At 64.1% G+C, this 25,586-nt stretch carries 26 protein-coding genes; 12 read left to right on the top strand and 14 right to left on the bottom strand.

The features are described from left to right. Nucleotide 1: 1 nt before the first annotated feature. Both ACEN42_RS24175 and ACEN42_RS24170 read right to left on the bottom strand, forming a co-directional pair. The gene (locus tag ACEN42_RS24175) at nt 2-1,153 is read right to left on the bottom strand and encodes an amidase (RefSeq protein WP_371884938.1); all 1,152 of its coding nucleotides are present in this window, start codon (nt 1,151-1,153) and stop codon (nt 2-4) included. After that, nucleotides 1,150-1,956, bottom strand: a complete 807-nt coding sequence (locus tag ACEN42_RS24170) for a cysteine hydrolase family protein (RefSeq protein ID WP_371884937.1) — start codon at nt 1,954-1,956, stop codon at nt 1,150-1,152. Before ACEN42_RS24170 ends, ACEN42_RS24175 begins: the two co-directional genes overlap by 4 nt. A 197-nt stretch (nt 1,957-2,153) precedes the next feature. Between ACEN42_RS24170 and ACEN42_RS24165 the strand changes: the two genes are divergently transcribed. From ACEN42_RS24165 to ACEN42_RS24145, 5 genes are all read left to right on the top strand, one after another. Continuing rightward, nucleotides 2,154-3,179 carry a BMP family protein gene (locus ACEN42_RS24165; protein ID WP_187606738.1) on the top strand — a complete coding sequence of 342 codons (1,026 nt, stop codon included), beginning with the start codon at nt 2,154-2,156 and terminating at the stop codon, nt 3,177-3,179. Continuing rightward, nucleotides 3,176-4,747, top strand: coding sequence for an ABC transporter ATP-binding protein (locus ACEN42_RS24160; protein ID WP_371884936.1), 1,572 nt, complete (start codon nt 3,176-3,178; stop codon nt 4,745-4,747). The genes ACEN42_RS24165 and ACEN42_RS24160 overlap by 4 nt, the downstream gene beginning before the upstream one ends. After that, entirely contained in the window at nt 4,744-5,862 is a 1,119-nt protein-coding gene (locus ACEN42_RS24155) for an ABC transporter permease (RefSeq protein ID WP_371884935.1), read from the top strand. Before ACEN42_RS24160 ends, ACEN42_RS24155 begins: the two co-directional genes overlap by 4 nt. Beyond that, complete coding sequence (locus tag ACEN42_RS24150; protein ID WP_250486664.1) at nt 5,859-6,776, top strand: ABC transporter permease; 918 nt, start codon at nt 5,859-5,861, stop codon at nt 6,774-6,776. Before ACEN42_RS24155 ends, ACEN42_RS24150 begins: the two co-directional genes overlap by 4 nt. Nucleotides 6,777-6,841: 65 nt before the next feature. Beyond that, nucleotides 6,842-7,534 (top strand): TetR family transcriptional regulator, encoded by a 693-nt coding sequence (locus ACEN42_RS24145; RefSeq protein WP_238292276.1) that lies wholly within the window; start codon nt 6,842-6,844, stop codon nt 7,532-7,534. Nucleotides 7,535-7,539: 5 nt separating this feature from the next. On the opposite strand, the gene ACEN42_RS24140 is transcribed toward ACEN42_RS24145, so the two are convergent. Genes ACEN42_RS24140 through ACEN42_RS24125 form a run of 4 tightly spaced genes read right to left on the bottom strand, consistent with a single transcriptional unit; the run spans nt 7,540 to nt 11,751 of the window. Then, nucleotides 7,540-8,436: an ABC transporter permease gene (locus ACEN42_RS24140; protein ID WP_187606733.1), complete on the bottom strand. Its 897-nt coding sequence runs from the start codon at nt 8,434-8,436 to the stop codon at nt 7,540-7,542. 1 nt (nt 8,437) lies between these two features. Next, nucleotides 8,438-9,352 carry an ABC transporter permease gene (locus ACEN42_RS24135; protein ID WP_238292274.1) on the bottom strand — a complete coding sequence of 305 codons (915 nt, stop codon included), beginning with the start codon at nt 9,350-9,352 and terminating at the stop codon, nt 8,438-8,440. Nucleotides 9,353-9,368: 16 nt separating this feature from the next. Continuing rightward, a complete protein-coding gene (locus ACEN42_RS24130) occupies nt 9,369-10,658 on the bottom strand; it encodes a PotD/PotF family extracellular solute-binding protein (RefSeq protein ID WP_238292272.1) in 1,290 nt (429 codons plus the stop codon). A 37-nt stretch (nt 10,659-10,695) separates the two neighbouring features. Then, on the bottom strand, nt 10,696-11,751 hold the full coding sequence (locus ACEN42_RS24125) for an ABC transporter ATP-binding protein (RefSeq protein ID WP_371884934.1): 1,056 nt from the start codon (nt 11,749-11,751) through the stop codon (nt 10,696-10,698). 270 nt (nt 11,752-12,021) lie between these two features. Between ACEN42_RS24125 and ACEN42_RS24120 the strand changes: the two genes are divergently transcribed. The 3 genes from ACEN42_RS24120 to ACEN42_RS24110 are packed head-to-tail and all read left to right on the top strand — an operon-like array spanning nt 12,022 to nt 14,229. Further along, entirely contained in the window at nt 12,022-12,939 is a 918-nt protein-coding gene (locus ACEN42_RS24120; protein ID WP_371884933.1) for a polysaccharide deacetylase family protein, read from the top strand. Beyond that, entirely contained in the window at nt 12,936-13,640 is a 705-nt protein-coding gene (locus ACEN42_RS24115; RefSeq protein WP_371884932.1) for a GntR family transcriptional regulator, read from the top strand. The genes ACEN42_RS24120 and ACEN42_RS24115 overlap by 4 nt, the downstream gene beginning before the upstream one ends. 1 nt (nt 13,641) lies before the next feature. Beyond that, the gene (locus ACEN42_RS24110) at nt 13,642-14,229 is read left to right on the top strand and encodes a flavin reductase family protein (protein ID WP_371884931.1); all 588 of its coding nucleotides are present in this window, start codon (nt 13,642-13,644) and stop codon (nt 14,227-14,229) included. A gap of 57 nt (nt 14,230-14,286) precedes the next feature. Here the strand turns inward: ACEN42_RS24110 and cynS are convergent, their stop codons facing one another. Both cynS and ACEN42_RS24100 read right to left on the bottom strand, forming a co-directional pair. Then, on the bottom strand, nt 14,287-14,757 hold the full coding sequence (gene cynS / locus ACEN42_RS24105; protein WP_187607113.1) for a cyanase: 471 nt from the start codon (nt 14,755-14,757) through the stop codon (nt 14,287-14,289). A gap of 47 nt (nt 14,758-14,804) precedes the next feature. After that, nucleotides 14,805-15,464, bottom strand: a complete 660-nt coding sequence (locus ACEN42_RS24100; protein ID WP_371884930.1) for a carbonic anhydrase — start codon at nt 15,462-15,464, stop codon at nt 14,805-14,807. A 124-nt stretch (nt 15,465-15,588) separates the two neighbouring features. Here ACEN42_RS24100 and cynR point away from each other — a divergent pair, with 124 nt between their 5' ends. Continuing rightward, nucleotides 15,589-16,476: a transcriptional regulator CynR gene (gene cynR, locus ACEN42_RS24095; RefSeq protein WP_371885082.1), complete on the top strand. Its 888-nt coding sequence runs from the start codon at nt 15,589-15,591 to the stop codon at nt 16,474-16,476. Nucleotides 16,477-16,590: 114 nt separating this feature from the next. Here cynR and argC read toward each other — a convergent pair whose 3' ends face one another. Continuing rightward, nucleotides 16,591-17,520 (bottom strand): N-acetyl-gamma-glutamyl-phosphate reductase, encoded by a 930-nt coding sequence (gene argC / locus ACEN42_RS24090; RefSeq protein WP_371885081.1) that lies wholly within the window; start codon nt 17,518-17,520, stop codon nt 16,591-16,593. A gap of 122 nt (nt 17,521-17,642) precedes the next feature. Here argC and ACEN42_RS24085 point away from each other — a divergent pair, with 122 nt between their 5' ends. Then, on the top strand, nt 17,643-18,527 hold the full coding sequence (locus tag ACEN42_RS24085) for a LysR family transcriptional regulator (protein ID WP_371884929.1): 885 nt from the start codon (nt 17,643-17,645) through the stop codon (nt 18,525-18,527). A 73-nt stretch (nt 18,528-18,600) separates the two neighbouring features. On the opposite strand, the gene ACEN42_RS24080 is transcribed toward ACEN42_RS24085, so the two are convergent. The 4 genes from ACEN42_RS24080 to ACEN42_RS24065 form a co-directional block, all read right to left on the bottom strand. Then, nucleotides 18,601-19,491, bottom strand: a complete 891-nt coding sequence (locus ACEN42_RS24080) for an NAD(P)-dependent oxidoreductase (protein WP_374191215.1) — start codon at nt 19,489-19,491, stop codon at nt 18,601-18,603. Next, nucleotides 19,491-19,802, bottom strand: a complete 312-nt coding sequence (locus tag ACEN42_RS24075) for a putative quinol monooxygenase (protein WP_371884927.1) — start codon at nt 19,800-19,802, stop codon at nt 19,491-19,493. Before ACEN42_RS24075 ends, ACEN42_RS24080 begins: the two co-directional genes overlap by 1 nt. A gap of 37 nt (nt 19,803-19,839) precedes the next feature. After that, the gene (locus ACEN42_RS24070) at nt 19,840-21,198 is read right to left on the bottom strand and encodes an NAD(P)H-dependent oxidoreductase (protein ID WP_371884926.1); all 1,359 of its coding nucleotides are present in this window, start codon (nt 21,196-21,198) and stop codon (nt 19,840-19,842) included. 180 nt (nt 21,199-21,378) lie between these two features. Next, the gene (locus ACEN42_RS24065) at nt 21,379-22,287 is read right to left on the bottom strand and encodes a LysR substrate-binding domain-containing protein (protein ID WP_213233979.1); all 909 of its coding nucleotides are present in this window, start codon (nt 22,285-22,287) and stop codon (nt 21,379-21,381) included. 193 nt (nt 22,288-22,480) lie between these two features. On the opposite strand from ACEN42_RS24065, the gene ACEN42_RS24060 reads away from it, so the two are divergent. Beyond that, nucleotides 22,481-23,509, top strand: a complete 1,029-nt coding sequence (locus ACEN42_RS24060; RefSeq protein ID WP_187606722.1) for a TRAP transporter substrate-binding protein — start codon at nt 22,481-22,483, stop codon at nt 23,507-23,509. Beyond that, nucleotides 23,506-25,395 (top strand): TRAP transporter large permease subunit, encoded by a 1,890-nt coding sequence (locus ACEN42_RS24055; protein WP_371884925.1) that lies wholly within the window; start codon nt 23,506-23,508, stop codon nt 25,393-25,395. Before ACEN42_RS24060 ends, ACEN42_RS24055 begins: the two co-directional genes overlap by 4 nt. On the opposite strand, the gene ACEN42_RS24050 is transcribed toward ACEN42_RS24055, so the two are convergent. Further along, nucleotides 25,323-25,553, bottom strand: coding sequence for a histidine kinase dimerization/phospho-acceptor domain-containing protein (locus ACEN42_RS24050; RefSeq protein ID WP_371885080.1), 231 nt, complete (start codon nt 25,551-25,553; stop codon nt 25,323-25,325). The two genes, ACEN42_RS24055 and ACEN42_RS24050, sit on opposite strands and share 73 nt — an antisense overlap. Nucleotides 25,554-25,586 lie beyond the last annotated feature (33 nt).

Genomic DNA, 25,586 nt, shown 5'->3' with positions numbered 1-25,586 from the left:
TTCACGAAACAGTGGGAAAGAGTTGGCGCACGCGGGCGATCAGCGCGCGATCGCTACCGCGCGGACCGATGAACGACAGCGCGAGCGGCCTGTCGGGTCCGTTCACGACCGGCACGGTGACTTGCGGCAAGCCGCCGAACGCGGCGACCGCGTTCATCGTGAGCGCATCGCGATAGAACGCGCCGATGTCGTCAGGCGGCTCGTTCTTGTCGAGCAGCGCGCGGGGCGTCGTCGGCAGCACGATCAGCGCTTTCGCCACGATGTCGTCGACGTGAGCGGCGAGCGTCGTACGCATCGCGCGGCAGCGTTCGACTTCCACGTCGTCGAGCGACTTCATCCGCGCAAAACGCGTGGCGATGTCCGCGCCGAAGCGCGGCGCATGCGCATCGATCCACGCGCCGAGCGACGCGCGAATCGCATCGTCCTGCAAGTGCTGATACACGTGCAGCCAGCGTGCGCGATCGCCTGCGAAGATCTCGATCTCGTCATGCGCCATCGACAGTTCGCGCAGGCGCTGCGCATCGTCAGGCTCGCGCTCGGCGCGCGTATCGAATGCTTCCTTGAAGAGCACGAACGATGCGGGCGCGTCGAGTGCGGTGACGTCATCGAGCATGACGTCGGCGACGCGCGCGAGCAATTCGCCCGAACGCGCGAACCAGCCCACCGTATCGAAGCAGGGCGCGAAGGGCAGCACGCCGTCGAGCGCGGCGTCGTCGTGCGTCGGGCGAATGCCCCACAGGCCGCAGAACGCGGCGGGCACGCGAACGGAACCGCCGGTATCGGTGCCGAGCGCGAAGTCGACATCGCCATTCGCAACCGCCGATGCCGAGCCGCTCGACGATCCGCCCGGCAACGCGTGCGGCCAGCGCGGATTGACCGGCGTGCCGTAATGCGCGTTCACGCCTTCGAGGCTGTAGGCGAGTTCATCGGTGATGGTCTTGCCGTCCACGCTCGCGCCGGCGGCCAGCAGTTTCGCGACACAAGGCGCATGGCGCGCGGCGGGTCCGTGCGTTGCGAGCCAGTCGGGATTGCCGCCGCCCGTCGTGACGCCGACCACGTCGATCAGATCCTTGACGGCGAAGCGCAGACCATCGAGCGGGCCGCCCGAGGTTGCGGCGACATGTACGCGCGGGCCGGGAACGAAGGCGCTCATTGATTCGCTCCCCTCAACGCATCGGCGAACTGAAGCGAGTCCGCGACGAAGCCATAGCACTTCTTCACGTTCCAGATGCTCGCCTCGGTGCAGAACGCGGGCGATGACGTCGCGCAGCAGTCGGTCAGCATCACGCAGCCGTAGCCGAGGAAGTTGGCGTCGGTGAGTGTGTGCATCACGCATTGATCCGTGTTCACGCCCGCGAAGAAGAGCGTGCGCGCGCCGAGATTGCGCAGGATGCTATCGAGCGGCGTGTCCCAGAAGCCGCTGATGCGGTACTTGTCCACGCGAATGTCCTGCGGCTCGATCATCAGTTCATCGACGACGGCGGCCGCCCACGAGTCTTTTTCCAGCACGCGCGCGCCGTGGTCCGGTAGCGGCTCGCCGAGTCCGATGCCCGTGCCCTTCGGCTTGTACAGATGAAGCTGGTTCGGCGGCATGTTGGCGAGATCAGGCCGGTTACCCCAGTTGACCCAGATCACCGGCACGCCGCTCTTGCGCGCGATCGGCAGCAGGCGCTGCAGTGGTGCAATCGGCGCGCGGTCCGCACCGTAATCGCCCCCGATATGGTCCACCCACCCGCCTTTGGTGCAGAAGTCGTTCTGCATGTCGATGATGACGAGCGCCGTCTTCTCGATGTCGAAGCGCACTTTCTGCGGCGCGGAATCGAGTATCGCGATGCGCGGCGCGGGCGCTTGCACGGCCATGTCGACGAGCGCATCCGTGGCGTGCCAGCGGGTCTGCGCAAAGGCGCCGAGCGGGCCGCCGGGCGTTGTCCGGTCTGGGTTTGAAGCGTGGTCCATCGGGTTCTCCGAAGCGTTGGATCAATGGAGTACGAGTGCATCGGAGACGCGGCGCAAGCGCGTCATCCGTCGGTGTTCTGCGTGGCATCGAGGAAGCGGTTCTTCATCGCATTGAAGGCGCATTGGCATCGAAGTTGCAATGAGCGTTTCAGTCATGAATAACCTACTTACCGAAAGTCAACGCAAAAGGAGTGCCAGTGATGTCGAGCTTGCAACAGGCTTCTCGCGAAAAATTGCGCCGTCGTCTCGTGTCGCGCCTCGTCGTGACGGCCGGTGTCGTCGCGCTCGCCGCGCCCGCGTTCTTTCTCTCCGATGCGCACGCCGCCGATGACGCGATGCGCGTCGGCGTGCTGATTCCCGGCTCGAAGACGGACAAGGGCTGGATGGAGTCGGGCTACGACGGCGTGCTTGCCGCGCAGAAAGAGTTCGGGCCGAAGCTCAAGACGCAGATCATCGAGAACATCAACTACGCGGACATGGAGCAGGCGCTCACCAATCTCGCGACGAAGAATCAGCTCGTGATCGGCATCGGCGGACAGACGCAGGCGGCCGTGCTCAAGATCGCGAAGCGCTTTCCGAACGTGAAGTTCTCCGTCGTCGGCGGCAACAAGGGCGAGAACATGCCGGCCAATGTTGCGGGCTATGACGTGAAGCAGGCCGAGATCGCGTTCGTCGCGGGCGCGGCGGCCGCGATGCTGTCGAAGAACGGCGCGGTGAGTTATGTCGGCGGCATGGAGATTCCGTCGATCGTCAACGCGGGCAAGGAGTTCGGCAACGGCGCGCGCTACGTCAATCCGAAGATCAAATACTTCGAGAGCTATACCGGCGACTTCGACAATGTCGCGAAGTCGCGCGAAGCGACGGCGGCGGCCATCGCGCAGGGCGCCGATGTCCACTATCACATCCTGAACCTCGGCTTGCGCGGACTCGAACAGGCCGCCAAGGAGAAGGACACGCATATCATCGGCAGCTATACGGACCGCTGCGGAAGCGATCCGCTCTATATCGCGTACAGCATCACGGGCGTCGGCTATCAGGCGCAATACGCGATCGAGCAACTGGAGAAAGGGCAGTGGCAGCCCGGCTACAAGGCGTTCGGCCTCGCGATGGGACCGAAGGCGTCGGGCATGGTCGTCTGCAAGTCGACGCCCGCGATGGACGCGAAGCTCAAGCAGATCGAAGACGACATCCTGAGCGGCAAGATCAAGGTGTCCGAGGGATGAGCACGCTGCCTTATCCTTCGGTCGATGCCGCGCCGATCCTCGCGCTCACGGACATCGGCAAGCGCTTCGGCACGTTCACCGCGCTCGAAGGCGTCTCGCTCGACCTGATGCCGGGCGATGTGCATTGCCTGCTCGGCGAAAACGGCGCGGGCAAATCGACGCTGTGCAACGTGATCTTCGGCGTGCATCAGCCGGATTCCGGCGCCATGCGCGTGAACGGCGCGCCGTATCGTCCGCGCAATCCGCGCGAGGCGCTCGCACACGGCATCGCGATGGTGCATCAGCATTTCAGTCTCGTCGACGATGCCAGCGTGCTCGACAACCTGCTGCTCGGACAGGCGCGCGGATGGCTTCACCGGCAGCGCGAAGCCGAACGCGTGCGCGAGGTGCTCGCGAGCGTCGGCCTCGAATTGGCGCTCGAAGCGAAGGTGGCGGATCTATCGGTCGGCGAGCGGCAGCGCGTGGAGATCGTGAAGTGCCTGATGCGCGAGCCGCGTCTCCTGCTGCTCGATGAACCGACCGCCGTGCTCCTGCCCGCCGAAATCGACGCGCTGCTCGACACCTGCGAACGCGTGGCCGCGCGCGGCTGTGCAGTGGTGCTCGTCACGCACAAGCTGAAAGAGATCAGCCGCATCGCCACGCATGCGACCGTGCTGCAATCGGGCCGCGTGGTGGCGCGTTCGGCATCGCCCGCGACGGAGATCGACCGGCTCGTGCACGCGATGATCCATCGCGAAGGCGACGACACCCCCGACGATCTCGCCGGGCGTCTGTCGCTCGTGAAAAGCGTCTCGCCATACTCGCGCCCGTTGCAGGATGAAGTGCTGCAGATCGATGGACTCAGCGCGCGCGATGCCGAAGGCGTCGCGCGCTTGAGCGACTGCACGCTCGTCGTGAATCGCGGCGAGATCGTCGGCATTGCGGGTGTGGAGGGCAATGGCCAGAGCGAACTCGGCGCGGTGCTCGCGGGCATGTCGGGCGCATCGGCGGGGCGCTTTTTCATCGCGGGGCGCGACATGACTCAGGCGAGCCCGCGCGAACTCACGCAAGCGGGCGTGGGCATCGTGCCAGAAGACCGGCACGCGGTCGGCTGCGTCACCGGCATGAGCCTCGCCGACAATCTGCTGCTCAATCATCTCGACCGCTACACGCACGGCGGCTTTCTGAAGCGCCGCGCGATGCGCGCCGCAGCGCTCGAACTGATGCAGCGTTTCGATGTGCGCGCGAGCGGTCCCGATGCGCTCTTCGGCGGACTTTCGGGCGGCAATCAGCAAAAGGCCGTGCTCGCGCGCGAACTGACGCTCGATCCGCTGATCTTTCTGCTCGCCGCGCAACCGACGCGCGGTCTCGATGTCGGCGCGGTCGCCGCCGTGTATTCGCACATCCGCGCGGCGCGCGATCGCGGCGTGGGCGTGCTGCTTGTTTCCTCCGAACTCGACGAGCTGATGAGCGTCGCCGATCGCATCGTCGTGCTGTATCGCGGACGCATCATGGGCACGTGCACGCCCGATGCGAGCAATCGCGGACGCATTGGCGCGTGGATGGCTGGCGCGGGAGAGACTGCATGAATCGGCACATGAAGCTGCAAACACCGCTCGCGTCCGCGCCCGGTACGCAAAGCTGGCGCGCGCGCTGGCCGCACTTGCGCGTGGCATGCGTGATCGCGGCGGCCGTCGCGTTCGCGATGCTCGCCGCGCTCGCGGTGATCGCGCTGATGCACGTTTCCATCGCCGAGGCGCTCGCCGCCTTCGCCGATGGCGCGTGGGGCTCGCCGTATGCGATCGGCGCGTCGATCAATCGCAGCCTCGCGTTCGCACTCGTCGGCACGGGCTTCGTCATCGCGAACCGCGCGAAGCTCACGAACGTCGGCGGAGAAGGGCAACTCGCGATCGGCGGCATCGTCGCGACCGCGATGAGTCTCTATGGCGGCTGCGCGCATCTGCCCTTCGGTCTGTCGTTCATCGTGCCGATGCTGTGCGCGGCTGCGGCCGGCGCGGTGTGGGGCGGCGTGCCGGGCGTGCTGAAGGCGAAGGCCGGCACCAACGAAGTGATCAGCACGTTGCTGCTCTCGTTCATCGCGGTATGGCTGCTCTACTGGTGCGTGCAGAGCGAAGCGCTGCTGCGCCAGCCGATGACGAACGGCGCCACCTTGCCCGAATCGCTCGAAATCCCCGATCCGACCAAGCTGCCCGCGATCCTCGCCGCGAGCGGCATGAACCTGAACATCGGCTTGCCGGTCACTATCGTGCTCGCCATCGCATCCGCGATCCTGCTCGCGCGCACGCGCTTCGGTCTCGCGCTGCGCGCCGCCGGGCTCAACGCCATCGCGGCGAAACGCGCGGGCTTGCCGATCACGTCATCGCTGGTCGGCGCGCTCGCGCTCGCGGGCGCGTTCAGCGGACTCGCCGGCGCGCTGATGCTGCAAGGCGATCAATACTCGCTCAAGGCGGGTTTCTCGTCGGGCTATGGTTTCGATGGACTCGTGGTCGGCCTGCTCGCGCGCGGTTCGATTACCGGCGTGTTCGCGGCGGCGCTGCTGTTCGGCTTTCTGCGCTCGGGCGGCATCAACATGGAGATGGTCGCGCAGGTGCCTTCGGCGCTCGTGCTGATCGTGCAGGGCATCGTCACGATAGCGCTCGCGGGCGGCGCGTTGTGGCTCGACAAGGGAGAGGCACGGCGATGAATCTCGAACTTCTCGCGGTCTTCGCGGGCGCATCCATTCGTCTCTCCGCACCGATGATGCTCGCCGCAACCGGCGAACTCGTGAGCGAGCGCGCGGGCGTGCTCAACATGAGCGTCGAAGGCATGATGCTCACCGGCGCGTTTCTCGGCGCGACGTTTTCATGGCTCACCGGCAATCCGTCGATCGGTCTGCTGTGCGGCATGCTCGGCGTGATTCCGCTCGCGCTGCTGCAGGCGTTCCTGAGCGTGACGCTGCGCGCGAATCAGATCGTGACGGGCATCGGCATCAACATTCTTGCGCTCGGCGGCACGACGCTCGCTTATCGCGAGATCTTCGGTGAAAGATCGAGCGCCGCGATTCCGGGACTCGCGCACTGGTCGCCGCCCGTGCTCGGAAAATTGCCGCTGATCGGCGAACCCGTGTTCGGGCAAGTGTGGCTGCTCTATGCGGGGCTCGCGGTGCTGCTCGCGACTTCGGTCATCATGCGGCGCACGGCGCTCGGCGTCGCGCTGCATGCAACGGGCGTCGCGCCGCGCGCGGTCGATCAGTCGGGCCTGCCCGTCGCGCGCATCCGCTACGGCGCGGTGCTGTTCTCGGGCGTGATGTCGGCGGCGGCGGGATGCTTCATCTCCATCGGCGATATTCACACGTTCACCGAAGGCATGACCAACGGCACGGGTTATCTCGCGATTGCGGCGATCATCTTCGGCAACTGGAAGATCGGCCGCACGGCGCTCGCGTGCCTGCTGTTCGGCGCGGCCACCGCCATGCAGTTTCAGTTGCCGATGTTCGGCCTGCACGTGCCGACGGCGCTGCTCATCATGCTGCCGTACCTGCTCGCGCTGGTCGCGGTGGCGGGCCTGATTGGCCGGCAGACCGCGCCGCCCGCGCTCACGCAGCCGTTCAAACGCTAGCTGCGGCGGCGCGACGGAGTACCATCGTGTTTCGTCGCGCCGTGTTCAACTCATCGATCGAATTCATGCCACGTACCGCTGTTCCCGCGAAGAACAAGAAAGACGAGCCCACACGCCGCCAGCAGCTCGCCGCCAAAACGCGCGAGCGCATCTTCAGGATCGCCATCAGGGAGTTCGCCGACAAGGGCTTCAGCGGCGCGCGCGTCGAGACTATCGCGAGCCGCGCGAAGGTGAACATCCGCATGATCTATCACTACTTCGGCGGCAAGGAAGCGCTGTATGTCGAAGTGCTGGAACATGTGCTCGCGCGGTTGCGCGAAGCGGAACTCGCGGTGACGCTCGACGTGCGGAGCGTCGATCCCGCGAGCGGCATTCTGCAGCTCTACGATTTCACCGAAGGCCATTTCGCGGCGCATCCGGAATTGCTGTGCCTGCTGTCGTGGGAGAACCTGAATCGCGCACGTTTCCTGAAGCGCTCGAAAGTGATTCAGGCGATGTCATCGCCCGTGCTCGACAAGTTGCGCACGCTGATCAGGCGCGGCGAAACCGCGGGCACCTTGCGTCGCGGTATCGATCCCCTGCATCTGTATGTGACGCTCGTGAGCCTCGCTTATTTTCACAAGTCGAACGCGTACACGATCTCGCGGATGTTCGATACCGACATGCTCGCGCCTTCATGGCAGGCCGCGCACAAGGCGCAGGCGCATGAACTGGTGCGCGCGTTCCTTGCCGGAGAGCGTGTGCTCGAACTGACGTAGGCGCTTCAGTTGACGAGCTTTCGGCGCCTGGCAATCGATCTCACGATCAACAGGCCGCCGACCATCACCGCAAGCGACATCAGCGTCGTCACCGTGCCGAGCGCGTAGATGACGGGCGTGGTCACCGATGTCGTCAAGCCCTGCAATTCGAGCGGCAGCGTGTTCTGATCGCCTATCGCCTGTGAGGTTCGCGCGATTTCATCCCACGAGAGCGTGAAGCCGAACATGCCGACGCCGATCACGGAAGGCCCGATGATCGGCAGCACCACATGTTTGAACGACTGCCACGGCGACGCGCCGAGATCGCGCGCCGCTTCCTCGTACGCCGGATTGAATCGGTTGAACACGGCGAACATCACGAGCAGGCCGAACGGCAGCGTCCACGTGAGATGCGCGCCGAGCGCCGAGGTGAAGAGGCCCATCGACGTGGTCCAGCCATCCGCGAACGACTGAAAGCCCCATTCGTTCGCCAGATATTTGATGAGCGTGTCGAGCAGGCGAAAGGTGAGGCCGATACCGAGCGACACGATGATCGACGGCATGATGAGGCTCGCCACGGAAACATAGAACACCGCGGTATCGCCGCGAAAGCGCCGCCTGAACGCAAGGCCCGCGCTGAGTGAAAACAGCACGGTTAGCACTGTCACCGCGAGCGCGAGCTTCACGGAGCGTCCGAACGCGGCCCAGATGTCGATATCGCCGACGCCGTCGCGCAACGCGGCGAACCAGTGCAGCGAGACGCCGCGCATCGGGAAGGTGAGACCGCCTTCCGGACCCTGGAAGGACAGAATGAAGATCGTGATGACCGGTCCGTACAGGAACAGCACGAATAGCCCGAAGAGGAGCGCGAGCCAGTAGAAGCTCGCGGGCCGATGTTCCCGATGCGCGATTGCACCCGCCATGTCACAACTCCTTTCTGATATCGACGACGCGCGTCAGCGCCCATACGATCATCAGCACGACGGCGAGCAGGATGATCGCGTTGGCCGCCGCGGCGGGAAACTGCAGATACCCGGTCTGCACCTGGATGATCTTGCCCACCGAGGCGATCTGCTGTCCGCCCATCACGCCGACGGTGAGGAAGTCGCCCATCACGATCGTGACGACGAAGATCGAGCCGATCACGATGCCCGTCTTCGAGAGCGGCAGCACCACGTCGCGGATGACCTGCCAGCCGCTTGCGCCGGCGTCGCGCGCCGCTTCGAGCAGCGCACGGTCGATGCGCATCATTGCGTTGAAGATCGGCACGATCATGAAGAACGTGTAGAGATGCACGAACGCGAGCACGACCGAGAAGTTCGAGTACAGCAGCCATTCGATCGGCCGGTCGACGAGATGCGCCGACATCAGCGCCTGATTCACGAGTCCGTTGCGCCCGAGAAGCGGAATCCACGAGATCATGCGGATCACGTTCGAGGTCCAGAACGGAATGGTGCAGACGAGGAACAGCACGGTCTGCATTGCGGTGGTGCGCACGTGAAAGGCGAGGAAGTACGCGATCGCGAAGCCGAGCACGAGCGTCACGGCCCACACGATCGCGCAGAACCTGAGCGTCGACCAGTACGTCTTGAAGGTCACGCAGACGTCAGTGAACGAACCGCAGCCGTCGAATATCGCCGCGTAGTTCTTCAGCGTGAAGGCAGGGATGATCTGATATTCGTTGAAGTCCCAGAAGCTCACGATCAGCGTGATCACGAGCGGCACGATGAAGAACAGCAGGAAGGTCAGCGTGAGCGGCGTCGCTTGCAGCCACGCGCTCACGCGCCGGTGACGCACCGGCGTCTGCTTTGCCTGCTGAAGATATTCGACCGAAGCCATCGTGAGCGGCGCTCCCTTATGCGGCGATGAACTCGTTCCATTTCTGGACCATGTAGATGTTCTCGTCCATCACCGCGTTCCAGCAGGCGATCGCGCCCATGCGCTGCGTGTACGAGCCGCCGTCGCGCACGGTGCCGGCCTTCTCCAGCAACTGGCCGTCGGGCGCCTTGATGTCCTGCGCGGCGGGCTTGCCTTCCATCCAGTAGTCCCACTCGTAGGCCTGCATGTGCGACTTGGCCGTTTCGGTCACGCCGGGGTAATAACCCTGGCGCATCAGATACGCGCCCGCCCAGCCGTCCTGGAACCAGTTGACGAATTCATACGCGGCATCGAGTTTCTTGCCCTGCAGCGAGCGCGGAAAGCCGAAGCCCGAGGCCCACGAGCGATAGCCTTCCTTGAGCGGCTGGAACTTGCACGCGATGCCCATCGTGCGGACCTTGGTGACGGCGGGCGACCACATCGACTGGATCACCACTTCGCCCGAGGCCATCAGGTTCACGCTCTCGTTGAAGTCGCGCCAGAACGCGCGGAACTGTCCGGCGCGCTTCGCTTCGATCAGCACCTTGATGGTCTGGTCGATCTCCGCCTTCGTCATGTTGCCCTTGTCGCCGTACTTGACGTGACCCGTCGCCTCGATTGCCATGGCCGCATCCATGATGCCGATGGCCGGAATGTTGAGCAGCGCCGCTTTCCCCTTGAACTGCGGATCGAGCAGATCGGCCCATGTCGTCACGGGCCGCGAGATGAGGTCCGGGCGGATGCCGAGCGTGTCCGCGTTGTACGTCGTGGGGATGAGCGTCATCCATTCGGTTGGCGTCGCGCTGAACTCGGTCGAGCGCGCGCCCTTGAGGAACATCACCTTCTTCGGCGCCGTGCCCTGATCGCCGATCTTCTTGCCGTTGACTTCGCCCTTGGTCAATACGGGCGTGATCTTGTCCGCGAGCTTGATGCGCTTCGCATCCATGCCCGCGAGCGTGCCGGCGGGGATCAGCTTCTTGAGCGAGAAGTATTCGGTATCGACGATATCGAACGAGTTGGGTTGCGTGATGATGCGCTTGGTCACATCATCGGTCGTGACGGGAATGTACTGAATCTCGATGCCCGTATCTTCCTTGAACTTCTTCGCGATCTCCGCGCTCTGGTTCACCGCGGTGCCGAGATAGCGCAGCGTGATCTTCTCCTGCGCGTGCACATACGGAAACCCGGCGATGCCCGCCGCCGCCACCGCGCCCTTGATGAACGTGCGGCGTGAAATGCCTGCGTTCGTGGTGTCTGCTTCGCGTGCGTTGGCTTGTTCGTCGTTCATGGACTCTCCTCGAATTTGAAGTTGTGATTGCCTGATCTCACGCGGCGAGCGGATGCGCGTTCTGCTCGTCCCACCACACCGTCACGCGCGTGCCGGGGCCGGCGCGTTGCGCGTCGTAGTCGGCGTCGCTGATCATCGAGACGAGCTCGGGAGAGCCGTCGAGCGGATCGAGCGTCATGCGCAGATGCGTGCCCTGATACTCGGCTTCGCGCACCGTGCACGCGAGTCCGCCGATGCGCAGAAGACCGCTGTCGCCCGCGCTCGTGCCGGGCGCGACGCCATGCGGCGCGATGCGCAGATGATCGGCGCGCACCGTGAAGAGCCGCCCGTTCGAACCGAGCACGTTATGGCCGCCCAGAAAGCGCGCGACGAATTCCGTGCGCGGCCGGTTGAATACGTCGAAGGGCGTGCCGCTCTGCTCGATATGACCGTGACTCATCACGACGACGAGATCGGCGAGCGCCATCGCTTCTTCCTGCGAATGCGTGACGTGCACGAAGGTGATGCCGAGTTCCTTCTGCCAGCGCTTGAGTTCGGCGCGCATTTGCACGCGCAGAAACGGATCGAGCGCGGAGAGCGGCTCGTCGAGCAGCAGGCAGCGCGGCTCGTTGAGGAGGGCGCGCGCAAGTGCAACGCGCTGTTGCTGTCCGCCCGAAAGCTGCGCAGGCTTGCGATTCGCGTAGGCCGACATCGCGACGAGTTCGAGCAGTTCGCCCGCGCGCTTTCTGCGCGCTTCCTTCGCGACGCCGCGCACCTTGAGGCTGAACGCGACGTTGTCGAGTGCCGAGAGATGCGGGAAGAGCGCGTAGCTCTGAAACACCATCGCCGTGCCGCGCGCGACCGGTTGCTCGCGCGTGACATTGCGCCCGCCGATCAGCACGTCGCCTTCGGACACCCACTCGTGGCCCGCGATCATGCGCAGCGTCGACGTCTTGCCGCAACCGGACGGACCGAGCAGACAGCAATATGCCCCGCCGGGAATGCGCAGGTCGATGGCGTCGACGGCGAGCGCATCGCCATAGCGCTTCGAAACATGCACGAGCTCGATATCGGCCGGGCTCGCGCGAACCACCGTGGATGCCGGTTGAACCATGAAGGCTTGTCCTGTTCAAGACGCTGATGGAATACAGCGGGCAAGCCATTGCAAGACATATGCCATTCGTGTCCGGCCGCACGGTCGCGTTGCACGTCCAGAACGCTGCCACATACGCTGACAGCAGGTGTCGACGAATTGGCGCGCATATTGCACACGATCGCGGACCCCGATCGTCAGCATCCACAGACGCCTGACGTGTGCGATCGAGGTGCGGATCACGTCCGCTATGGGGCATGACCTAACCAAACCGGTTCATCACATTCGACAATGAACGACTTCGCTCCGTTGAAGACGCATGGACGCTTCGACTATCGGCCGATCCACGAAAGCGATGGTTATCGCTGGCCGAACGGCGCGGGCCTCGCCGTTTATCTCGGCTTCAACCTCGAACACTTCGCGTTCGGCGAGGGGCTGGGCGCGGCGCTCGGGCCGTTGTCGCCGCAACCCGATGTGCTCAATTACAGCTGGCGCGAGTACGGCAACCGCGTGGGCGCGTGGCGCTGCATCGAACTGTTCGATGCGCTCGATTTGCCCGCGGGCACGCTCATCAATACGTCGCTCTATGATCACTGTCCCGCGCTCGTCGAAGCATGCGCTGCGCGTGGCGACGAACTCATCGCGCACGGTCACACGAACGCGCAGCGTCAGAGCGATCTCGACGAAGACGGCGAACGCGCGCTGCTCGCGCACTGCCGCGCGCGCATGCTCGAATGTTCCGGCGCAGCGCCTTCGGGATGGCTGTCGCCGTGGATCTCCGAATCGCATCGCACGCCGGACCTGCTCGCCGAGGCGGGTTTCCGTTACACGCTCAACTGGTGTCACGACGACCGGCCCGTGCGCATGAACACGCGCGGCGGCCCGCTCTGGTCGATTCCGTATCCTCAGGAGTTGAACGATCTGCCGATGATCATGGCGCGTCACATGGACATGCGCGACTTCGCGGACATGATCATCGACCAGTTCGACGAGATGCTCGAACAGACGCTGCGCGCGCGTACGCCGCAAGCACTCGTGATGGGCATCGCGCTGCATCCGTATATCGTCGGGCAGCCGTACCGGTTGCGGCATTTGCGGCGTGCGCTCGCGCATATCGCGGCGGCGCGCGAGGACATCTGGCTCGCGACGCCCGGCGCGATAGCGCGTCATGCCGAAGAAGCCGTGCCCGTGCCGGCGCAGGCCGCATGAAGGGCGGCAAGGAGAGCGCGGACGCGCGCGTCTATCGGTCGATCTTCGAGGGCGTGCTCAATCGCAGGCTCGCGCCCGGCACGAAATTGCCCGAGCCCGAGCTATGCGCGCTGTTCGGCGTGGGCCGCGCGGCGGTGCGGCGCGCGCTGGAAAAGCTCGCGTACGACGGCATCGTCGTGCTGCGTCCGAACAAGGGCGCGGTGATCGCGCAGCCGACCCGCGAGGAGACGCGCGCGATTTTCGAGGCACGGCGTTCGGTCGAGCGTGCGCTCGTGGAACTCGCGGCGGAGCGCGCGAGCGCCGCCGATATCGCCGCGTTGCGCGGACAGCTCGACGAGGAACACGAGGCGATGCATCGCTTCGATCAGCCATCGTGGGCGCGGCTTGCGAGCGCGTTTCATCTGCGTATCGCGGCGCTCGCGGGCAATGCGATCCTCGAACACTATCTCAGCGAACTGATCTCGCGCTGCTCGTTGATCGTCGGCGCTTACGAGCCGGTCGGCAACGCGCCGTGCGAGCACGACGAGCACACCGCCATCCTCGATTGCCTCGAAGCGCGCGATGCCGCGGGCGCGATCGCGCACATGTTGGCGCATCTGCGCAGCCTGGAGGCGCGCATCGAGACATCGCGCATGCCGGGCGCAAACGGGCTCGCGCATCTGCTCGGCATCGATCCCGCGCAACGAACCGCAGTGGAGTGACATGGAAATCGATTTCGAAGCGATTACCGAGTATCAGCGTTACAAGCTGATGGCGAGTCTCATCGTGCCGCGGCCCATTGCGCTCGTCACCACGCTCGGCGCGGACGGCACCGTGAATGCCGCGCCGTTCTCGATGTTCAATATGCTGGGCGAAGAGCCGCCCATCGTCATGATCAGCATCAACCGGCTGGCGGACGGCACGTTGAAGGACACCGCGGTGAATGTTGCGCGCGAAAAGGAGTTCGTCGTGCATCTCGCCGATGAAGCTATCGCGCAGCAGATGCATCGCTGCGGCGAACGCTTCGCCGCGGATGTCTCCGAGCTCGAACAGGTGGGCCTGAGCACGCTCGGCTCGACGCGCGTGAAGCCGCCGCGTATCGCCGAGGCGCCCGTCGCGTTCGAGTGCGCGTTGTGGGAAACGCTCGAAACGGCGAGCCGCCACATCTTCATCGGCCGCGTGCTGATGCTTCATGCGCGTGACGAACTCATCGATATCGATACATGGCGCGTCCGTCTGGAGCATTACTTTCCGGTAGGACGCTTCGGCGCGAGCGACTATGTGACGACGCGTGACCGCTTTCAGATGTGATGGCGGGCGTTCTCCAAGGGGAAATCTCCGCATCGAACAGCGATTTCCCCCGGCGCATCAGAACGGCTTGGTCGGCAGATACTTTCCGTCGAGCGTGATCACGGCGCGCGAGCCGCCTTCAGGATCGTCCACTTTCTTGATGTCCAGCTTGAAGTTGATCGCGCTGATGATACCGTCGCCGAACTTTTCGTGAACCAGCGCCTTTAACGTTGAACCGTAGATCTGCACGATTTCGTAGAACCGGTAGATCGTCGGATCGGTCGGCACGCCGCCGGGAATGCTGCCGCGTACGGGAATCGCTTGCAGCAAGCGAACGGCGTCTTCGCCGAGTTCGAGCTTGTCAGCCACGACTTGCGCAGCGCCGGCAGGCAGCGGGTGCTGGCCGAGCAGTGCGGCGGTGACGAAAGCGAGGCTCAAGCCCGTGCCTTCATTGATCTGTTCGAACGTCAGGCCTTGGCGAACCTTTGCGTCGATGATGGCGTCGGTCAGTGCTTCACGGGGGGCCTGGCTGGACAGGGATTGCGTCATGATGATGCTCCTTGCGATTAAGTCGATGTTGGAAGAAAAGCAGTAGATCAGGCCGCGAGATTGAGTCGAGCCGGCGTTGCACATGTGTGTGGATGTTCAGCCAGGGAAACGAACCGGTTGGTCGCACCGTCGAGCGTATCGATCGAGCCTGTTTCGATGTCGTACACCCATCCATGCAGGGCCAGGTGTCCCTGTTCGAGTGCGAGCCGCACCGAAGGATGCGTCTTGATGTTGGCGAGCTGGGCGATCACGTTTTCGCGGACCATCGAGTCGATCCTGTCGCGTTCGCTCTTATGCTCGCGCGCCTCGTTGACGACCTTCGCAGAGTCCGCATAACGCAGCCAGTTGCGCACGGCCGGCATGTGGTCCATGCACTTGCATGTGGCGATGGCGGTCATCGCGCCGCAGTCGGAGTGGCCGCAAATCACCACGTCGGTCACGCCGAGCGCGGCGACGGCGTATTCGACGGTAGCGGTCACGCCACCCGGTTCCGGGCCATACGACGGCACGATATTGCCGGCATTGCGGATCACGAACAGGTCGCCGGGTTCGCGCTGCGTGACGAGTTCCGGCACGAGCCGGCTATCCGAACAGGAAATGAACAAGGTACGCGGGTTCTGGCTGGTGGCCAGCCGCCTGAAAAGCTCGGACCGCTGCGGGAACGCGTCGCGCTGGAATTTCAGGAAGCCGTCGATGATGTCCTGCATGTTTCGCTCCATCTGGGTCTGCGTGTTGAGCACCGATGGACGAAGAATGCGCCGGGCGAGATATAGTGTCCAAGACCGGTTTCTTATTCTCCCTATAGGCAGCGCCAATAGTTTGGAGGGGCCCATGTTGCTCCGGCACATCCGTTATTTTCTGGCGGTCGCGGAACACCGCAACTTCACGCGGGCGGCCGAGGCGCTGCACGTGTCGCAGCCGACGCTGTCGCAACAGATCAGGCAACTCGAGGACGCACTCGACGCGCAATTGCTCGACCGGTCCGGTCGGACGATTCAGTTGACCGACGCCGGCGCTGCCTATGTGCGCTACGCGCAGCGTGCGCTGCAGGACCTGGAGGCGGGCAGGCGGGCCATCCATGACGTGCAGGATCTGACTCGCGGCTCACTGCGCCTCGCGATGACTCCGACGTTCACGGCCTACCTGATCGGTCCGTTGCTGCGGAAGTACAACCACCGCTATCCGAACATCACGCTCGACATCCACGAAATGCCGCAAGAGCGCATGGAGGCGTTGTTGAATGAAGATGCGATCGATGTCGGCATTGCGTTCAGCGATACGCACTCACCCGAGATCGAGACACAGGCGCTGTTGGTCGAGGCTTTGGCGATGGTGGTCGGTAAGTCGCATCGCTATGCGAAGAAGCGCGCGCCGCTGACGCTTCGCGAGTTCGAGAGCGAAGCGCTCGTGTTGCTCAACGAGGAATTTGCGACGCGACAATACATCGACCGGTATTGCAGGCAACACGGCGTTGCGCCGCGCATTGCGATGGAGGTTAACTCGATCAGTGCGGTCATCGAACTCGTGCGTCGCAGTGCGCTCGCAACGCTGCTGCCAGCGGCGATAGCGCGCGAGCACCGCGACTTGAGTCTCGTGGACCTGGAGCCGGCGTTGCCGCAGAGAACCGCTGCGTTGCTGCTGCGCAAAGGTGCGTATCGAAGCGCGGCAGCACGGGCATTCATTGCGCTCGCACTCGAGGAAATTGCCGCTGATGGTTGAGGCCGCGCCGCTGAAGCGAAGAAGATGGTGGAGGACATTCTCAAAGCCGTGGAGTGATTCATCCTTGACGATCGCTTGCTGATTGCGGCTTCGCAAAGGCCGCCTTCGCGGCCACTAATCGCGCGCGAGCATCAAGTTCAGGTTCTGAACAGCAGCGCCGGATGCGCCTTTGCCGAGATTGTCGAAAACCGCGGACAACAAGACATGCCCGTGTTCCATGTTAGAAAACACGCTCAAGCGCATGTCGTTCGTACCGTTCAGCGCTTGCGGATCGAGGTGCGTCAAGACACCCGCCTCATGCATCGGCAAGACACGCACGTGCGCTGCGTCCGCATAGTGGCGTGCAAGGCATGCGTGCAACGCGGCGGCGTCTACGTCGGGAGCGAGCAGCCGCAACGCCAGCGGCACCGTCAACACAATGCCCTGACGAAACGCACCATATGCAGGGACGAAGATGGGCCGCTGCGCGAGTCCGGCGTGCGCCTGAATTTCCGGGGCGTGCTTGTGCGCGAGTCCCAGGCCATATACCTGGAACGAAGGGGCGTTGACGGCATCTTGCCCTTCGTGTTCCTCCACGCCGGCACGACCGCGTCCGGAGTAGCCGGACACCGCATGAATGCTGACGGGGTAGTTGCCCGGTATGAGCCCAGCCTGCAACAGGGGACGCAGCAAGCCGATCGCCCCCGTCGGGTAGCAGCCGGGATTGGTGACCCGGCGCGCGCTCGCGATGCGCTCGGCCTGTCCCGGCGTCATTTCCGGAAAGCCGTATGTCCAGCCCGGCTGTGTGCGGTGGGCCGAACTTGCGTCGATGACTCTGACGGCAGGATTCACGATAGCGTCTACCGCCTCGCGTGCCGCGGCATCGGGCAAACAGAGAATGGCAATATCGCAGGCGTTGATGGCTTCGGCGCGACGGCGCGCATCCTTGCGTTCTGCTGCGGGAAGCGTGAACAGCGTGATGTCGGTCCGATTGCGCAGCCGTTCGTGGATTTGCAGTCCGGTGGTGCCCTGATCGCCATCGATGAAAACAACGGGAGCGCTCATACGCCAATTCTCCGAATGGTTGTACCGGGTTGAAGGAGTGCCCATGTTCCCTGAGCCGCTAGAATAGGGAAAGTTGAATTTCATAACCTGAACATTCAGTTTTTCTGAATCTGGAAGCCGACATGCGAGAGATCAGCCTGGACCGCTTGCGCACTCTGATCGCGATTACCGAGCGTGGCTCATTTGCCGATGCAGCGCGCGCGTTGAATCTCGCGCCTCCGACGGTCAGCCTCCATATCGCTGAACTCGAAGACCGCATTGGGGCGCCGCTCCTGTCAAGGAAGCGCGGGCAGGTGAAGCCGTCGGCGATAGGAGAGGTGCTGGTGGAGCGCGCGCGTCGACTGCTGGCCGATGCGGAGCAGGCGCTGGACGATATTCAACGCCAGGTGCAGGGGCTCGAAGGGCGCGTGCGGCTCGGTGCGTCGACCGGTGTGATCGCGTACTTGTTGCCGCAAGCGCTCGAGGTGCTGCGCCAGCGCAATCCCGCAATCGATATTCAGCTTGCGGTGCTCACGTCGCAAGAAACGCTGTCCCGACTGGCGGATGGGACGCTGGATGTCGGGCTGGTCGCGCTGCCTCAGCCGCCAGTGGCTGGACTCGTGATAAAGCCCTGGCGCCGCGACCCCGTGATGGCTTTCGTGCCGGCGCATTGGCGATGCCCGGCTCGTGTAACGCCTCAATGGCTCGCGGCTCAGCCTCTCATTCTCAATGACGCGACTACGCGTCTCTCGCGCCTGACGACGGAGTGGTTTGCGACCGCGGGGCATCATCCTGCGCCGCGCATTCAGCTCAACTACAACGACGCGATCAAGAGTCTGGTAGCGGCAGGTTACGGCGCGGCGCTTTTGCCCCATGAGGCCACGACGCCTTTACCCGACAGGCGCATCGTCATGCGTCCGCTGCGCCCGGCGTTGTGGCGTCGACTCGGCATTGCACACCGTGCAGGGCACGTCGAGCGTGCCACTCAACACGTACTCGACGTGTTGTGGGATCTGCGATCGGCGTAGGGGTTAGACGAGTGGCTCACCATATGCCGCTGCAAAGGCTTGAGATACGCGTTTCCTCGACGAACTCCCAGCGTCACGACACCGGCAAGCCATTACGCCTGCGTAATTCGCGGATCAAAGCGCTGTGATCCAGCTCGCCGTCGCCGTGTTCGACCATGTCGGTGAAGAGGCCATCGACGAGCCCAAGCACCGGCAACTCCAGCCCCACGCTCTGCGCAAAGCCGAGCGCCGTTTTCGTATCCTTGATTTGATACTTGGCCGGGCCGCCCGGCTCGAAATCCTGCGCGATCATGCGTGCAGCGTGCTGCCGCAGGATCGTCGAGTCGGCGAATCCGCCGAGCAGCGCCGCGCGGACCTGCGCAGGATCGGCGCCGCCGCGTTCCGCGAGCAGCATCGCTTCGGCGACGGTGGCGATCGTGCTCGCGACCATCATCTGGTTGACGAGCTTCGCGAGCTGGCCCGTGCCCGCCGGGCCGATGCGCGTCGGACGGCCCATCGTCTGTAGCACGGCGCGCGCGCGTTCGAATACTTCCGCGTCGCCGCCCGCCATGATCGCGAGCGTGCCGTCCTGCGCGCCTTTCTCGCCGCCGGACACGGGCGCGTCGAGATAGCCGATGCCGCGTTCCGCTGCGGCCCGCGCATGGCGCTGCGCGGTATCGACAGGAATCGAGCTCATCACGATCAGCACGCTGCCCGCACGCATCCTGGCGACGATCCCGTCGTCGCCGAGCAGGATCTCGTCGCACGCGGAGCCCGAGCTCAGCATGCAGATGACGACATCCGCATCGCGCGCAGTTTCGCTTGCGTGACCGACCACCTCGATGCCCGCCGACGCGAGCAGCGCCGCCTTGTCCGGGGTGCGGTTCCACGCCGCGACCCGGTAGCCGGCGCCGACGATGCGACGCGCCATCGGCGAGCCCATGATGCCCGTGCCGATGAAGCCTACCGCGAGGCCGGCGCGCATCATGCGAACTCGCGCCGGCCGAAACGCACCGGGCGCTCCGTCACGATCAGCGCCGGAAAGGCGGCACGGAAGCGGTCGAGGTGCGGCGTCCGCAAGTGTGCATCGAACGCGGCGCGATCGTCGTAGACCTCGTAGAACATGACGCGCTCCGGCGTTTCCTCCATCTGCACGATGTCGAACTGCCGGCAACCGGGCTCGTCGGCGAGCGAGTGCCGCGCGTCGTCGCGTGCGAGCGCGAGGAAGTCGCGAACGCACTCGGCCTTCACTTCGAACTCCGCGACGACCACGAAGGCTTGCGTTGCGCTATGCATGCTGGAATGCTCCATCCGATGCCATGACGTGTGTCCTTCACGCTGCCTTCGCGGGCTTGCCGAGCGCACTTTGCTCCATCTCGCGACGCAGCGCGACAACGTCGAGATCGCGTTCGAGCTCGACATCCTCGAAGCGAACGATGGTGTCCTTGGCGACGGGGCGCTTGAGCCTGACGTTATGCGCGAGCCCGATCGGCAAGCCGCCGATCGCAAGGCTCTTCGATGCCGGGATCGCATTGGCCCAGACCGCGTAGCCGCCTTCGCCGTCGAGCATCTCGCCGGGCTTGAGGTCGCGCTTGGCGGTCGCCACGGCGTCGCCGCGGAATTCCTTCGACGAACCCGTCGCCTCGCCGCGAAGCACGGCCGACAGCACGCTCACGCTGGTTTCGAGGCCGATCATGTGGAACGGGCGCCACATCGAGCCGTACCAGCCGGTCGGATCGACGAGTAGGCCGTACTGCTTGAAGCACGCACGCGCGTATTCGTTTGGCGCCTTGAACGTGACGAACACGCCATAGCGGATGTTGTTGAGTACTTCACGGCCGTCCGGTTCCTGGCTCGCGGCGATGTCCACGAGACCACTGCGCGAAAGGCGTCCGCCATCTTCCGCCGGCCGGAAGACGCGCGCCAGATCATGCAGGCCGGCAGGAGGGAAGGCGAGGCCATTGTCCGGGCAATCGAGGCCCGTGCCGTTCGCGACCGCCGCCATTTCGATTGCGGCTTTGGTGCCGTCGGTGAACGAGTTGTACATCTTCGGGTTGAAGTCGCCCTTGGCCACTTCTTCCTCGGTCCAGCCGAAGAAGCCCCATACCGTGTCCGGTGTCGAATAGCGATAGCGCGGCTCGAAATTCATGCCCTTGCCGGCCGAGGTCAGCTCGAAGCCGCAAGAGCGCACCCAGTCCACCAGTTCGCAGATGATCGCGGGCTGGTCGCCGTATGCCATGCTGTAGACGAGACCGCGCTCGCGAGCGCGGGCGGCGAGCAGCGGGCCGCACATCGCGTCGGCCTCGACGTTGACCATCACCACATGCTTGTTGCCTTCGATCGCGGCGAGTGCGTGACGCACGCCGGCGATCGGATGGCCCGTCGCCTCGATGATGCATTCGATCTCATCGCAGGCGGCGAGTGCGGCGGCATCGTCGAGAACGCAGGTGGCGCCGGTCTTCATGGCATCGGCGAGCGTGCGCGCGCCGTATTGCTCGGCCGGCCAGCCGACTCGCGCGAGCGATGCGCGTGCCTTGCCGACATCGAGATCGGCGACGCCCACCACGTGCAGCCCTTCGATATGACGTGCCTGCGACAGCACCATCGAGCCGAACTTGCCGGCGCCGATCAGGCCGACGCGTACGGGGCGCCCGGAAGCGTTGCGTGCCTGGAGCAGACTGGAGAGATTCATTTGCAATCCTTTGTGGTCGAGTCTATGGATCGTGGCCGCGAGCGCGGCGCGCGGTGAGTGGCCGGGGAGGCATGATCGAAGGCATGACAGCGGTGCGCCTTACTTGCGAGCAAGTGTAGTCAGGGGGTTCAGCCAGAACAATTAACATTTCCGAGGCGATTTGTTAGCCAGGCTTCAACGTCAGCGGGCGGCGGCAAGCTGAGAGGCGGCTTGCCAGGCGGCACGCTCGGCGCGCAGCCAATCGAGGAACAGGATCACTTTCTTCTTGTGCAGATGCTCGAACGGACAGACGATCCACTGCGTCGTCAGCCGGATCTCCGGAGGCTCGCGCACAGGGCAGATCAACGTGCCGTCGCGCAGCTCGCGCCACATCATGAGCGTGCTTTCGAGGGCGATGCCCATGCCGTCGACGGCGGCATCGATCGCCATATGGCTGCGGTCAAACAACACGCGCTGCCCCGGATCGAGCGGGTCTGCGTGCGCCACCGAGAACCAGTGCGGCCACTGGACCTGCGACTTGATCGAATAGATGAGCCGATGACGCCGCAGGTCGGCGGCATCGAGACTCGACGGTGCGCAGTACGCGGGTGAGCAGACCGGCAGGAACGATTCCTCGGTCAGCGGCTCGACATACAAGCCCGGCCATTGCCCGGTGCCGTGACGGATCTCGATATCGACGGATTCCTGCGCGAAGTCGGTCATTTCATTGGTGCCGTTAAGACGCACTTCGAGATCGGGATGACCGTCGAGGAACGAGCGCAGGCGCGGCAGGAGAAACTTGGTGGATAGCGTTGGCGTCGCGCGCACGGTCAGGAGCGTGACGGAGCGCAACCCGCGTATACGCTGAGTCGCGTCGGCGATGCGGTCGATCTCTTCTGAAATCATCGCGAAGTAGCGTTCGCCTGCTTCGGTCAATGCCACACCACGTCCGACCTTCGTCATCAACGCCGTGCCCAGATGTGTCTCCAGAGACTGGATTTGCTGGCTGACGGCCGATGGTGTGACGTTCAGTTCCGCGGCCGCGCGAGAGATGCTCCCCGAACTCGCCGCAGCATGAAAAACACTGATGGCCCGCAATGGCAGATACATGATCACCCTTTAGATTGGCTACACCTTTGCGCAAAATAATTGAATTGTCCTTCACCAACAAGCCTCTTATATTTTGCACACGCAGGACCGGCGGCGCCTCGACAAGAGTCGAACAAGTGTCACCACGTGCCCGCGACGCCATACAGACAAGTGGCGCGTGAACACGGAAGTTCATATAACAGGAGACAGCATCATGAGCACGTCGAACTCGCCGCGACGCATTTCGCGACGCGCGGTGTTGAAGGCTGCGGCAGCCCTTCCGCTGGTAACGATATGGACCCGGCCCGCACGCGCCGCCGAATTCACCTACAAGCTCGCTACCGGGCAATCCCTTAATCAGCCGATCAATACGCGTCTCAAGGAAGCCATCGACCGCATACGCGAGGCGAGCAGCGGCAGGCTCGAGATCCGCTTCTTCCCTGCATCGCAACTCGGCTCGGACACCGATCTGCTATCGCAGACGCGCTCGGGCGCTGTCGAGTTCCTCAACATCTCGGGCTCGGTGGCGTCGACGGTGATCCCGCTCGCGGCCATCACCAATCTCGGCTTCGCGTTCTCGGACTACGATCAGGTCTGGCGCGGCGTCGATGGCGATCTCGGCAAGATCATTCGCGCGCAGATCGACAAGAGCGGGTTCGTGTCGGTTTCGAAGGCGGCGGACAACGGCTTCCGGCAGATCACGTCCACCACGAAACCCATCAAGGCACCCGACGATTTGCGCGGTTACCGCATTCGCGTGCCGGTCTCGCCGATGTTCACGTCGCTCTTCCAGACGCTTGGGGCGAACCCTACGTCGATCAACTTCAACGAGCTCTACACCGCGTTGCAGACGCATCTCGTGGATGGCCAGGAAAACGGCCTCGTCACGATCGAAGCGGGCAAGCTCTATGAAGTGCAAAAGTACGTGGCCGAGACCAATCACATCTGGGACCCGTTCTGGCTGCTCGGCAACCCGCGCGCATTCAACGCACTGCCCGACGATCTCAAGACGATCGTGAGGCGCGAATTCGACCGTGCGAGCGTCGAGCAGCGTGCGGATGTCGCGCGCTTGAACACGTCGCTGAAGTCGCAGCTCTCCGGTAAAGGCCTGACCTTCGTTCCTGCGGACAGGGACGCGTTTCGCGCAGCGCTCACGAAATCCGGCTTCTATGCGCAATGGCGCGACAAGTTCGGCGCCGGTCCCTGGAGCGCCCTCGAAGCGGTAACGGGGAAAATATCATGAGCGCGGCACACAATCTGGAGGTGCCTGGGCCATCGCTCGTACGCGATCATCACGGCGAGAGCGGCATCGAACGGTGGTTGCGCCGTGGCATCGAGGTGCTCGCGGCAGCGGCGGTCGTCGGCGAGGTGGCGCTGTTGTTCGTCGGCATCGTGGCGCGTGCGGTGTTTCATCACCCGCTCATCTGGTCGGACGAACTCGCGTCCATCCTGTTCCTGTGGCTTGCAATGCTGGGCAGTGCGCTCGCGGTGCAGCGTTCATGTCACATGCGCCTGACCTTCTTCGTATCGCACATGACGCCGCGCGCGCAGGCGTGGGCCGAGACACTGGCGGTCGCTGCGGCGGCGGCTTTCTTCGCGCTCGTGATGCATCCCGCGTTCGACTATGTGCAGGATCAGGCTTTCGTCGAAACACCGGCACTCGGCTGGTCGGGCTCGGTGAGAGCACTGGCGATTCCCTTCGGCTGCGCGGCGGCATTGATCAGTTGCGGCCTGCGTCTTGCACGGCATGACCGGCGGCATATCCTCGGTGCGCTGGCGCTCATCCTGCTGATCGCGCTCGGCTGCTATCTCGCCAAGGCGCCATTGACGAACATGGGGCAGGGCGCGCTGCTCGTGTTTTTTGTCGGCGTGCTTGGCACGGCGGTGATGGCGGGCGTGCCGATCGCCTTCGCGTTCTCGCTCGCGACGAGCGCGTATCTGCTGACGACCACGTCGACGCCGCTCAGCGTCGTGGTCGGGCGCATGGATGAAGGCATGAGCACGCTGATCCTGCTCGCCGTGCCGATGTTCGTGCTGCTCGGGCAACTCGTGCATGTGACAGGCGTGGCGCGCGTGATGGTCGCGTTTCTCGCTTCGCTGCTCGGTCATGTTCGGGGCGGCATGTCGTATGTGCTGCTCGGGGCGATGCTGCTGATCTCGGGTATCTCCGGATCGAAGACTGCCGACATGGCGGCGGTTGCACCCGTGCTTTTCCCCGAGATGCGCAAGCGCGGGATGAAGGACGGCGAGCTGGTATCGCTGCTCGCGGCGTCCGGTGCGATGAGCGAAACGATTCCGCCGTCGCTCGTGCTGATCGCGATCGCGTCGGTGACAGGCATTTCGATCGCGGCGCTCTTTACCGCGGGCATTCTGCCAGCGATCGTACTTGCTCTCGTGCTCGGTGTCGTCGCATGGTGGCGTGCGGGACGCGATGAAAAAACGGACGCGAGCCGCGCGGGCGCGGTGAGGGCGCCGTGGTCGCAAGTGCGCCGCACGTTCGTCATCGCGCTGCCGGCGCTACTGCTGCCTTTTCTGATTCGCAGCGCGGTTGTCGAGGGCATCGCGACGGCGACGGAAGTATCGACGATCGGCATCGCGTATTCGCTCGTGATCGGCCTTCTGGTCTATCGCGGCGGCCTCAAGTGGAAAGCGATCATGCCAATGCTGCTGCAGACGGCGGCATTGTCCGGCGCGATTCTGTTCATCGTCGGGGCGGCGAGTGCGATGGGCTGGGCGCTGACGCAATCCGGCTTCTCGCACGACCTTGCGAACATGATGACGAGGGTGCCGGGCGGTGCTGCCGGCTTCATGCTGGTATCGATCGTCGCGTTCATCGTGCTCGGCAGCGTGCTGGAGGGCATCCCGGCCATCGTTCTGTTCGGGCCGCTGCTGTTTCCGGTTGCACATCAGCTTGGCATCCACGAGGTGCACTATGCGATGGTCGTCGTGCTCGCGATGGGACTCGGCGTCTTCGCGCCGCCGTTCGGCTTGTGTTATTACGCGGCGTGCATCATCGGAGAGGTATCGCCGGAAGCGGGGCTCAGGCGGATCTGGATCTATCTGGGTATGCTGCTTCTCGGGCTGATAGCCATTGCTTTTGTTCCGTGGATCTCGACGGCCTTTCTTTGAACGACCTCGATCAACGAGAGCGCAGAGTCCGCCATTGCCTGCAGATCATCGACGTCTCGGAAGAGGCGCAGCCGCTGTTCTTCGTCTTCGATGAACTCGCCTCGCAGGCGGATTTTGGTCAGAGGCGTTCGCAGATCGTGCGAAATGGCGGCGAGCATCAGCGTGCGGTCATCGACGAATTTTCGGCGTTG

This window comes from Caballeronia sp. S22 (assembly GCF_964261745.1).
GTDB lineage: Bacteria > Pseudomonadota > Gammaproteobacteria > Burkholderiales > Burkholderiaceae > Caballeronia > Caballeronia jiangsuensis.
The sequence above is the reverse complement of the archived record's forward strand: the minus strand, read 5'-3'. Positions and strand labels throughout refer to the sequence as shown.